Raw genomic sequence first — 10,345 nt, 5'->3', positions numbered from 1 at the left:
GATTCAATTAGAGCTGGTTGCTTCAGCGACCCAAAACCCTTTAAAAAACCTTCAGGATGGAACGGTTGATGTGGTGTTAGCGCCCGGACATTTAATCGTCCCGGGTATCGACTCCATTCCGGTATTTCAGGATGAACTTGTATTAGTCACTCACGTAACCCATGAACTGGCAGCCAAAGCATTCATTCAAGCAAGCGACTTAGAAAGCGAGCAATACCTGACCTATAGCAAGTCAGCGCAACCGGGCTTTGAGTATGAACGTTTTATTCGTCCTTCCGGAAGCGTTCCTCATTTGGTGACGGTCGTTGAAGTAACAGACGCCATTGTCGAGCTGATAGCGGCAGGGTTTGGTGTGAGTATCCTGTCACGCTGGGCGGTTCAATCCGCTATTAAAAACAAAAATGTTTCCGTTATTCAGGTAGGCGAAGACAAACTTGACCTTGGCTGGTCCGCATTAGTGCGCCAGTCAGAGCCCTCTGAGTCTGCCGCAAGAACGTTATCAACAAGACTGGCTGAATGGTTTCAAGATTAAAATACCCCCCCGGATGTTCCTAAGCATTAGCCAGGCTAACGTTGAGTTCCAGGCTACTTCAGATAGGACAATATTTTTAAAACTTTTACACAGCGGGTAATTTTTCGGGCAAAGGTTCTCAAGACCTTCTGGCTAAATGAATGCCGGCTAACATGCAGCGAATCGATCCGCCTGCCAATTCAATGGTCGGTATATCTAACACCACAAACTCTATATGGCGCTCCAATAGCGTGCGTTGCATGCCAGTTAAAGCATCGTATGCCGTGCGGGATAATGCCAGTAACCGACCATCAGGAGAGGACAATTCAAGAACATTTCCTGCAAACAGACCAATTTGATGATTAGAAAGCTCAATAACTTCACGGCCTGTCGATTGTAATCGATTGACCACTTCATCACGGCGTTTTCGGTTGATGATTAATTCAGTTCCCACCACAGCAAACGCTGAGCCTATACTCATCATGACATTCGTATGATAAACAGCACTGCCACTCTCATCTCTGGTTTCAAATGCCATCGGCTCATAATTAAAATGAGCACAAAAACGCTCCAGAGCAATCGGATTAGCCCGATTCGATTCAGCGGTATAGGCGACTCGTTCAATATGGTCCAATACCATGGCGCCGGTCCCCTCTAAATACAAATCATCAAATTCTAAACCTGAGTAATCCATAATATCTTGAACGTGATACTCTGCTTTAAGCATGTCGATAATATCCTGGCGCCGCTCCCTGCGACGATTGGCGGAAAACATCGGGTAAATCGCAATATGGCCGCCAGGGTGAGTAGAAAACCAGTTATTGGGAAATACGGAGTCCGGTGTTTCATTCCTCGTATCTTCAAACAAATGAACTCTTATTTGTTTTTCCCTTAGTACTTCAGCAACATGATCGACTTCTGAAGATGCTCGTTTTGCTGTTTCTTCAGGATCTTCATCAGGCACCTGTTTTTGATAAGCATTATCAACTGCAGTATCTGGATTTGGATAAAAGTACTGCGGTCTGATCATAACGACAGCTCGTGGAGACTGTACTGAAAGTCGGGATTGAGAGTTTTTTAAGGCAGTCATTTATATAATAACCTTATGCGATGAGACTGAACCTGGTTCTGCTCAATTATGTTTTATAAAAAAAGTGACCCATGAATGCATGCTCATTTTTTATGCATAACCAGGCGCTTTCAAAAGATGAGACGATATTATTACCAGAATACTTGCTATAAATAAGTGATAATATTTAACTAAATTTACACAATTATGACTATTTGATAAGTACTGGTTACCAAATGACAGAATTAGACTATATAGACAGGCAGATTATTGGTTTACTGCGTGCGAATGCCAGATCTCCCGTGGCAAACCTCGCGAAAAAGATAGGGACATCCCGGGCGACGATACAAAACAGAATGAACCGTCTGGAAAAAAATGGGGTTATTACGGGATATACCGTCCTGGTGAATAGTGCGAATGATAAATCCTTATCGCTTGTCAGAGCGCTGATGTGCATCGGTCTGGATGGAAACTCTTCGACAAAAGTGCGTAATAAGTTGCTGACAGAACCCAGTGTGAGAGCGATCCACTCCACCAACGGAAAATGGGATCTGGTTCTTGAGATACAAACGCAAAGCTTAGAAGCATTTGATAAAGTTTTGGGCAGAATACGTGCCCTGGAAGGTATTTCAAACTCTGAAACAAATATCTTATTATCATCGACACGCACGGGATCAAAGGAACTCTGATTCACAGTACCAATAACCATACCCAACTAAACATCAATACTGCGATAAGGAACTGCTTTGAATCCTGTTAAAAAGTTCTCAACTTTAATACAACTTATTCAATTTATGCGGCCCTACCGTAAGTACTGGATAGGCGCCATAATCGCTCTCTTGTGTACCGCTGGAGTGACGCTGGCGATTGGCCAGGGTGTGAAGCTTGTCATTGATAACGGTTTTATTGCTGGTTCAATCGAGCAATTAAACCATTCGATTTTCATTTTAATTGGCATGTCTTTATTAATGGCAGGTGGTACCTTTATTCGCTTTTATCTGGTGTCGTGGCTGGGCGAACGCGTAACGGCGGATATCCGCCAAGCCGTGTTTGATAACATCATCAATTTACACACGAACTACTTTGAAAAGAACCGCAGCGGCGAAATCATGTCGCGCCTCACCACCGATACCACGCTGTTGCAGTCCATTATCGGAAGTTCTTTTTCTATGGCGCTGCGAAGTATAGTAACCACCAGCGGCGCGTTGGTGATGCTGTTTATTACCAACGTAAAGCTAAGTCTGATTATCGTAGCGGGCGTCCCTCTGATTTTATTACCGATATTATTGTTTGGCCGTCGCGTCAGGCAGCTTGCCAGAAAGAGCCAGGACTCGATTGCCGATGTGGGTACTTATGCTGGTGAAGCGATTCAACAAATAAAAACCGTGCAAAGCTATAATCAGCAAAGCTACGAAAGCGTCAGCTTTGCCAAAGAAGTCGATAAGGCTTTTAGTATTGCGCGGCATCGCATTAGCCAACGTGCCCTGTTAATGGCAACTGTCATTCTATTGGTGTTCGGCGCACTCTCCGGCATGCTGTGGGTAGGCGGGTACGATGTCATTACCGGTGTGATGACCGGAGGCGAGTTGGGCGCGTTCGTTTTTTACGCGCTAATTGTCGCCATGGGTACAGGCACCTTATCCGAAGTTTATGGCGAACTGCAAAGAGCCGTCGGCGCAACAGAGCGCCTGATGGAATTATTGTATGCAAAGAATGAAATAGTAGCGCCAGACAACCCTGAAGATGCCAGCCATTTGAAAGCCAGCCTGGAGCTGAAACATGTCACTTTCAACTACCCTTCCCGGCCCGACAAAGCCGCTTTATCTGACTTCAGTCTGAGTATACCGGAAGGCAAAGTAACCGCATTGGTCGGGCCATCAGGCGCCGGCAAATCGACGGTATTCGAATTGCTGCTGCGTTTTTATGATCCCAGCCTTGGGCAAATCTGTTTTGATACGACCGACCTTCGCCAACTGGATCCACACCAGCTGCGCCAGCAAATGGCGGTGGTAGCACAGCAGCCAGCACTGTTTACCAGTAATGTGCTGGAAAACATCCGCTACGGCAAGCAGAGCGCCTCTGAAGCAGACGTGATCGCCGCCGCGAAAGCCGCCCACATCCACGACTTTATCCAGCAATTACCCGAGCAATACTATAGCGACCTGGGCGAAAAAGGAGTGCGCTTATCGGGTGGACAAAAACAGCGCATTACCATCGCCCGCGCTATCCTGAACAACCCACGGATTTTACTGCTGGATGAGGCCACCAGCGCACTCGATTCTGAAAGTGAAGGCGCTATCCAAAAGGCATTAAGAAATTTAATGCAAGACCGTACGACCGTCATTATTGCCCACCGTTTATCGACCATTATTCATGCCGATAACATTGCCGTAATGAACGAGGGTCAGGTCGTAGCGCAAGGAACCCATGCAGACTTATTAGTGCAATCCGAACTTTATGCAAAATTAGCAGCGCGACAGTTTGAAGAGTAGTAAAATACGCGTTAATTAAAGGGAATAGGAATAAGACCGACAGATGACAAAGAATAGTCAAAAAATTAAGATTTTCCGTGAAGCCATTCCGTCATTTGCCTGCAAACCAGGCTGCCACGATTGCTGTGGGCCGGTTACCGCCTCGTCTGAAGAAATGTCCCGCTTACCCATCAAAAGCGATGCTGAGCATGATGAAGCCTGGGCCGAATTAAACTGCCCGTATCTGGGCGAGCATGGCTGCGAAGTCTACGACGAGCGTCCCTTAATTTGCAGACTGTTTGGTACAACACCGAGTCTACCCTGTCCGAATGCCTGCGGCCCTGCGCAGATGACTGATCCCAAAGTAGAGCGCCAGATACTTAAATTTCATAAAGAAACGCGCCAGGTTCTGCTTTAACTGCTTATTATTGACAGCTTTTATGGGGGCCGTTTTTAGCGTAAACCAGCCCTTAGCTTTAACCTGACAGCAATTATTTCACCTAAGGCTTCTTCGCTTAACTTGTCTTTAATCCGGACACCGACCGGCCTGAGCCGTCTACCCGGACCATCTACCTGAGCCATCTGCCCGAACCATCTACATGAGCTATTATTCAGCACTTTCAACATGAGCCATGAATAAGCGCAGTTAGCTTCCCCGGTAGGTAGAGTAGCTATAGGGCGCGATCAATAACGGGACATGGTAATGCTCATCCGCAGATGCCACACCAAAACGTATCACCACTTCGCCCAGAAATGCAGGATCAGGCAGATCAACACCTTGCGATCTGAAGTAATCCGTCGTGTGAAAAACTAACTCATAAACCCCCTTCTTAAAATCATCCTTTTCAAGCAGCGGTTCATCACAACGTCCGTCATCATTAGTGTAAACGGTTTTAAGCAGAGCGCGCTGTTCAGCTACCGCAAACAGGTCGACACGAATGCCTTTTCCAGGACGTCCCTGCGCTGAGTCTAATACATGCGTCGATAAATATCCCATGGCCTTAATATAAGGTGCAAAACACCTTCCTCCGATTTAACACTAAAACAAAAATACATTCCTATTATGATTCTGTATACGTAAGTAAGCTTATTGATTAAAACAAAGAATGATTGTATATAATTAATTATCATTTTTTTATTAATAGTATTCGATTAATGGTCTCAGCCATGCACTAGTGCGTATCTTTACACCCACCACGAACAAGGAGGCAGCCATTATGAGCAATCATTACCCACGTGACCTCATCGGATACGGCGCAACCCCTCCGCACCCACACTGGCCGAACAATGCAAAAATAGCCTTATCGTTTGTGCTTAACTACGAGGAAGGTGGTGAGCGCTGCATTCTGCATGGCGACAGTGAATCTGAAGCTTTTTTATCAGAAATGCCGGGCGCACAACCGCTCCCCAACGCACGTAACATGAGCATGGAGTCCTGTTATGAATACGGCAGTCGTGCCGGTGTATGGCGAATTTTAAAACTTTTTAAAAAGCATGATATCCCACTCACTGTTTTTGCCGTTGCCATGGCGCTCGAGCGCAATCCTGATGTTGCCAAAGCAATGGTAAACGCAGGCCATGAGATTTGCAGTCACGCCTATCGCTGGATTGATTACCAAAACGTCAGTAAAGTTGCTGAACGTGACGACCTGCACAAAGCGATCGAGATCATTAAGCAAGTGACCGGCGAACGCCCGCTGGGTTGGTACACAGGCCGCAATAGCATTAACACGCGCGACTTAGTGATAGAAGAAGGTGGCTTCTTATACGACTCCGATGCCTATGATGACGACCTTCCGTATTGGCTGAACAACCAAGGCAAAGGCCACCTTGTGATTCCTTATACGCTGGACACTAACGATATGCGTTTTGCCACTGCGCAAGGCTTTAATAGTGGCGAACAGTTCTATCAATACCTGAAAGACAGCTTCGATGTGCTGTATGAGGAAGGCGAGCTTGCACCCAAAATGCTATCGATTGGTTTACATTGCCGCCTTATCGGCCGACCGGCGCGTATTCAGGCGCTGGCACGCTTCATCGAATACGCGCGTAGCCATGAACGCGTGTGGTTTACACGGCGTATCGATATCGCCAGGCACTGGTATAAAACCCACCCGTTTAAAGCCGAGCTGTAAAGATCAGCCTAAAAAAGAGCCTAAAGATGAGCCCTTACGATAAGACAATCAAATTCCAGCATTGCACACCCAGCCAGATGACACGTGAGGAGTTTATCGACACCTTTGCTGATATTTATGAGCACTCCCCATGGGTAGCTGAACAGGCATTTGATAACGGCATAACGGCTGAGCACGATAGCATTGCACTGCTACATCAACTCATGGCAAACACCTTACTCAACGCGGATAAAGCAAGTCAATTAGCATTAATCAACGCTCATCCGGATTTAGCGGGTAAAGCGGCTGTTGCAGGAAAACTGACGGCAGCCTCTGCTTCTGAGCAGTCCGGCGCGGGTATCAGCGAATGCAGTGCTGAAGAGTTCACACGCTTTACGACCTTAAATGATGCCTATAAAGCCAAATTTCGATTCCCCTTCATCATGGCTGTCAAAGGCAGTAACCGCCAGCAAATTTTAGCGGCGTTTGAAGAACGTAGTCACAACAATGAAGAACAGGAATTTGCAAGAGCCTTACAAGAGATCAACAAGATTGCCCTCTTTCGCCTTGCAGCTATGTAACGTAACTATGTAACGTAACTATTAGTCACTATTAGCAACCCGGTAACCCGATTCTGAGCAGGCAGGTCATTTCATGAGTGAAACATTTGAAAAATACGTTAACTTAGCGAATGCTCGCTTAGGGACTAAAGCGATATCCGTCACTGACGACTGGTTTGCAGCGGTCGATAGAATGCTTCAACCAGAAGCGCCTGTCTGGAAAGAAGGTGTTTTTGATGACAACGGTAAGTGGATGGATGGCTGGGAGTCACGTCGCAAACGTTTTGAAGGTTACGATTCAGCCGTGATCCGCTTAGGCGTGCCGGGCGTGATTAAAGGTGTGGATATCGATACCGCTTTTTTTACCGGTAATTACCCACCGTCGGCCTCAATAGAAGCCTGCTTTAGCCCTGATGGTGATCCGGATGACGCTTATGACTGGATAGAAGTATTGCCGGCAGTAGCACTTAAGGGTGACAGCCAACACCTGCACGCTATTAATGATGACCGCCCCTGGACACACCTGCGTTTTAATATTTTCCCGGACGGTGGCGTCGCACGCTTGCGTGTATACGGTTTACCTTACCGTGATTGGTCTGCTCATGATGCATCCGAAGAACTCGACCTGATCGCTTCACTGAATGGCGGCCGCGCGCTAGCCTGCAGTGATGAGCATTATGGTCGCATGAGCAACATCATTAACCCGGGCCGTGGCATTAATATGGGGGACGGCTGGGAAACAGCGCGGCGCCGCACACCGGGAAATGACTGGGTGATTATTGCACTGGGCAAACCGGGTGACATCAGTCGCGTTGTTGTCGACACCCTCCATTTCAAAGGCAACTACCCTGACAGCTGCTCAATCCAGGCGTCTTACGTTAGAGGCGGCACAGATGAACAAATTGAAACGCAGAGTTTGTTCTGGAAAGCGTTACTGCCATCACAGAAGCTCGGAATGCATCAGGAACACGAGTTCGCCGAACAGATCAACGCAATAGGCCCGATCACACATATCCGACTGAATATATTCCCTGATGGAGGCGTTAGCCGTCTGAGACTATTTGGAAAAGTATATTTGGAAAAGTAAGCTCGGAAAAGTAAGCTCGGAAAAGTAAAACAGTAACAAGGAGCGGCTGATGATCAAGCTGAAAATAGAGACTCTTACGACAGCCGCGTTTTCCGAATTTGGCGATGTCATCGAAACACAAGGCCGCGATCATTTTATGATCAATAACGGCTCAACGCAGCGCTTTCATCGTCTTGCAGAGGTTGACGTGCTTGGTGAATCCGCTAAAGCCATCATCAGTATTTTCCGCGCCAAACAGTTGCCTATGCCACACAGAGTGATGATGCTAGAACGCCACCCATTAGGCAGCCAGGCCTTTATACCTTTAAAAGGCCATCCGTTTTTGATTATTGTTGCGCCTAAGGGTGAAGATATTGATCCTCAGGAAATTCGAGCGTTTATCAGTAATGGCCAGCAAGGTGTGAATTATCATACCGGGACTTGGCACCACCCTATTCTGACAGCCGTCGCTGAAGATGATTTTCTGGTGGTTGACCGGGCAGGAGAAGGCAACAACTGTGACGAACACTTTTTTAGTGACGAGATAAGCATCATTCTTGATCCTTCGGAATAAACTTAATCCTGCAGAATAAAGGAGTCGCTATGGATCCGCATATGACCGAATGGCTGAACCTGGCACTACGCTGGGTGCACATGATAACGGGGGTTGCGTGGATCGGCGCTTCATTCTATTTTGTCTGGCTGGAAAACAACCTCAATCGTGTCAATCCAAAAGACGGATTAGCCGGTGATCTGTGGGCGATTCACGGCGGTGGCATTTACCATCTGGAAAAATACAAGCTCGCCCCTCCGAGCATGCCCGACAACCTTCACTGGTTTAAATGGGAAGCTTATTTCACATGGATCAGCGGCGTCGCACTCTTAAGCGTTGTCTACTACTTCAACGCTGAATTGTATCTGATCCTGCCAGGGTCAGGTATTTCACCTGCGCTGGCTATCACTATTGGTCTGGGTTCATTAATTGCAGGCTGGGTTATCTATGATCAGCTATGTGATTCAGCATTAGGCAAAAAGCCGCTGCTATTAGGCCTGATTCTATTTATCCTGATTATCGCCAGTGCCTGGGGCTTTTCGCACGTATTTAGTGGCCGGGGGGCTTTCATCCACGTAGGCGCCATCATAGGGACGATCATGGTGGGTAATGTCTTCCGCACTATCATGCCTGCTCAGCGTGCACTGGTTAAAGCGATTGAAGAACACCGCGAACCAGACCCAACGTTACCTGCTAAAGGGCTACTGCGCTCACGGCATAACAATTATTTTACGCTGCCCGTACTCTTCATTATGATCAGCAACCACTTCCCTAGCACCTACGGTAGTGAGTATAACTGGCTGATCCTGGCCGGTATCTCCATTTTTTCCATCCTGGTACGCCATTACTTTAATACGCGCCATAACAGTAATAAGTTCATCTGGACTTTACCGGTCGCTGCTCTGGGTATGCTTGCACTCGCTTTCGTAACAGCACCTTCGTACAGCACTCTTACCACCAGCACCGATAAAGCCGTTAGCCAGCCCACTCTTTCTACGACAACCTCTACAACAACCCCTGTAGCCACACCTTCAACAACCTCTGCAAAAAACCCACCAGTAGCAACGGCGAGCACTGCCGATGGCGATAAGCTTGTTGAATTTAGCGAAGTTAAAAGCATCATAAATGAACGCTGCACCGCCTGTCATTCAGCCACGCCGACACACCCATCCTTTCAGGTTGCACCGCTGGGCGCCATGCTGGACAGCAGCACACAGATCAAACTACTTGTACCTAAAATACATGCTCAGGTTATTGCGTCTGATATCATGCCGTTAGGCAATATTACTCAAATGACAGAAGAGGAACGCGCATTGATTGGCCTATGGATTCAACAAGGTGCAGTAACGGACTAATCGACACTGCATCTCTGCGTGATAAGGCCGGCACCCCAACGCTTTACAGGCTAAAAAGAACATCCGTGCGGATAATATATTTTTTACCTTTAGTCACCTCTTCTGAGGCGTGGAGGCATTGCAACGGATGGGTACCATGAGGGAAACATAACGCTCCACCGGCTGGCGTACGTATACCTTTCAAGGATGCGTCCAGCGTTTTGCGGGCGGGACGTGTCGGGTCGTTTTTATCCACCATGAATTGAGTTTCGCCGCCGACAAAATCATCGTTTAAAAAGATCAAAAAAGTGTAAAGACTGTAACGATCACCAAAAGCATCAGCTACCGGCTGACCATTGATAATCTGACTACCCGGCCAGGCGCCGTCAGTATGCATACTAAAGAAATCCCCTTTTTCATAGCGATAGAAACGAAAACGCTGATTCAGTCCAAGCGGTTCTTTAGCCCAGAAGTGTCTAGTGTCATCACTAAACCTTGTCGCGGCCCGCGACCAGATTAGTCGTTCGGTTGCACTATCCACTATCCAGTTAAGGTTCATATTGTGCCGGACGTTACGCCCCAGAGATACCGAAGCATCTTCGGTAAACCCCATTGTTTCAGCAGCGTCGACAAAGGCCTTACATTCTTCACAAGTTAAAAGGTTGAG

13 protein-coding genes are annotated in these 10,345 nt (G+C 47.3%); 9 read left to right on the top strand and 4 right to left on the bottom strand.

From position 1 onward, the window contains the following. Positions 1 to 532 (top strand): substrate-binding domain-containing protein (locus ABY436_RS16745; protein WP_372740073.1); only part of this gene is annotated, 532 nt, incomplete at its 5' end. Positions 533 to 650: 118 nt separating this feature from the next. On the opposite strand, the gene ctlX is transcribed toward ABY436_RS16745, so the two are convergent. Then, on the bottom strand, positions 651 to 1,541 hold the full coding sequence (ctlX, locus tag ABY436_RS16740; protein ID WP_372740072.1) for a citrulline utilization hydrolase CtlX: 891 nt from the start codon (positions 1,539 to 1,541) through the stop codon (positions 651 to 653). A gap of 275 nt (positions 1,542 to 1,816) precedes the next feature. On the opposite strand from ctlX, the gene ABY436_RS16735 reads away from it, so the two are divergent. Genes ABY436_RS16735 through ABY436_RS16725 form a run of 3 tightly spaced genes read left to right on the top strand, consistent with a single transcriptional unit; the run spans position 1,817 to position 4,469 of the window. Next, positions 1,817 to 2,269 carry an Lrp/AsnC family transcriptional regulator gene (locus ABY436_RS16735; protein WP_372740071.1) on the top strand — a complete coding sequence of 151 codons (453 nt, stop codon included), beginning with the start codon at positions 1,817 to 1,819 and terminating at the stop codon, positions 2,267 to 2,269. A gap of 57 nt (positions 2,270 to 2,326) precedes the next feature. Beyond that, the gene (locus tag ABY436_RS16730) at positions 2,327 to 4,072 is read left to right on the top strand and encodes an ABC transporter transmembrane domain-containing protein (protein WP_372740070.1); all 1,746 of its coding nucleotides are present in this window, start codon (positions 2,327 to 2,329) and stop codon (positions 4,070 to 4,072) included. Between the two features lie 43 nt (positions 4,073 to 4,115). Further along, positions 4,116 to 4,469: a YkgJ family cysteine cluster protein gene (locus ABY436_RS16725; RefSeq protein ID WP_372740069.1), complete on the top strand. Its 354-nt coding sequence runs from the start codon at positions 4,116 to 4,118 to the stop codon at positions 4,467 to 4,469. Positions 4,470 to 4,504: 35 nt separating this feature from the next. Here ABY436_RS16725 and ABY436_RS16720 read toward each other — a convergent pair whose 3' ends face one another. Further along, the gene (locus ABY436_RS16720) at positions 4,505 to 4,633 is read right to left on the bottom strand and encodes a hypothetical protein (RefSeq protein WP_372740068.1); all 129 of its coding nucleotides are present in this window, start codon (positions 4,631 to 4,633) and stop codon (positions 4,505 to 4,507) included. A 64-nt stretch (positions 4,634 to 4,697) separates the two neighbouring features. Further along, entirely contained in the window at positions 4,698 to 5,048 is a 351-nt protein-coding gene (uraH, locus tag ABY436_RS16715) for a hydroxyisourate hydrolase (RefSeq protein WP_372740067.1), read from the bottom strand. A 220-nt stretch (positions 5,049 to 5,268) separates the two neighbouring features. Between uraH and puuE the strand changes: the two genes are divergently transcribed. The 5 genes from puuE to ABY436_RS16690 all read left to right on the top strand — a co-directional run bounded on the left by puuE (position 5,269) and on the right by ABY436_RS16690 (position 9,699). Beyond that, positions 5,269 to 6,186 carry an allantoinase PuuE gene (gene puuE / locus ABY436_RS16710; RefSeq protein ID WP_372740066.1) on the top strand — a complete coding sequence of 306 codons (918 nt, stop codon included), beginning with the start codon at positions 5,269 to 5,271 and terminating at the stop codon, positions 6,184 to 6,186. 26 nt (positions 6,187 to 6,212) lie between these two features. Next, positions 6,213 to 6,746, top strand: a complete 534-nt coding sequence (uraD, locus tag ABY436_RS16705) for a 2-oxo-4-hydroxy-4-carboxy-5-ureidoimidazoline decarboxylase (protein WP_372740065.1) — start codon at positions 6,213 to 6,215, stop codon at positions 6,744 to 6,746. A 73-nt stretch (positions 6,747 to 6,819) separates the two neighbouring features. Continuing rightward, positions 6,820 to 7,812 (top strand): allantoicase, encoded by a 993-nt coding sequence (alc, locus tag ABY436_RS16700; RefSeq protein WP_372740064.1) that lies wholly within the window; start codon positions 6,820 to 6,822, stop codon positions 7,810 to 7,812. Positions 7,813 to 7,861: 49 nt separating this feature from the next. Further along, on the top strand, positions 7,862 to 8,365 hold the full coding sequence (locus ABY436_RS16695) for an ureidoglycolate lyase (protein ID WP_372740063.1): 504 nt from the start codon (positions 7,862 to 7,864) through the stop codon (positions 8,363 to 8,365). A gap of 29 nt (positions 8,366 to 8,394) precedes the next feature. Then, positions 8,395 to 9,699 carry a urate hydroxylase PuuD gene (locus ABY436_RS16690; protein ID WP_372740062.1) on the top strand — a complete coding sequence of 435 codons (1,305 nt, stop codon included), beginning with the start codon at positions 8,395 to 8,397 and terminating at the stop codon, positions 9,697 to 9,699. 43 nt (positions 9,700 to 9,742) lie between these two features. On the opposite strand, the gene ABY436_RS16685 is transcribed toward ABY436_RS16690, so the two are convergent. Continuing rightward, a partial coding sequence (locus ABY436_RS16685) for a 2OG-Fe(II) oxygenase (RefSeq protein ID WP_372740061.1) occupies positions 9,743 to 10,345 on the bottom strand: 603 nt, incomplete at its 5' end.

It is taken from the genome of Neptunomonas sp. (assembly GCF_041601355.1).
Taxonomy (GTDB): Bacteria; Pseudomonadota; Gammaproteobacteria; order Pseudomonadales; family Balneatricaceae; genus Neptunomonas.
This window is presented reverse-complemented; position numbering and strand designations above follow the sequence as displayed.

Bases quoted from the DNA above. Each gene is read 5' to 3' on its own strand.
- puuE (WP_372740066.1), top strand. From the start codon at position 5,269: ATGAGCAATCATTACCCACGTGACCTCATCGGATACGGCGCAACCCCT.
- ABY436_RS16690 (WP_372740062.1), top strand. From the start codon at position 8,395: ATGGATCCGCATATGACCGAATGGCTGAACCTGGCACTACGCTGGGTG.
- ABY436_RS16695 (WP_372740063.1), top strand. From the start codon at position 7,862: ATGATCAAGCTGAAAATAGAGACTCTTACGACAGCCGCGTTTTCCGAA.
- ABY436_RS16735 (WP_372740071.1), top strand. From the start codon at position 1,817: ATGACAGAATTAGACTATATAGACAGGCAGATTATTGGTTTACTGCGT.
- uraH (WP_372740067.1), bottom strand. From the start codon at position 5,048: ATGGGATATTTATCGACGCATGTATTAGACTCAGCGCAGGGACGTCCT.
- alc (WP_372740064.1), top strand. From the start codon at position 6,820: ATGAGTGAAACATTTGAAAAATACGTTAACTTAGCGAATGCTCGCTTA.
- ctlX (WP_372740072.1), bottom strand. From the start codon at position 1,541: ATGATCAGACCGCAGTACTTTTATCCAAATCCAGATACTGCAGTTGAT.
- ABY436_RS16720 (WP_372740068.1), bottom strand. From the start codon at position 4,633: ATGGCTCAGGTAGATGGTCCGGGTAGACGGCTCAGGCCGGTCGGTGTC.
- ABY436_RS16725 (WP_372740069.1), top strand. From the start codon at position 4,116: ATGACAAAGAATAGTCAAAAAATTAAGATTTTCCGTGAAGCCATTCCG.
- uraD (WP_372740065.1), top strand. From the start codon at position 6,213: ATGAGCCCTTACGATAAGACAATCAAATTCCAGCATTGCACACCCAGC.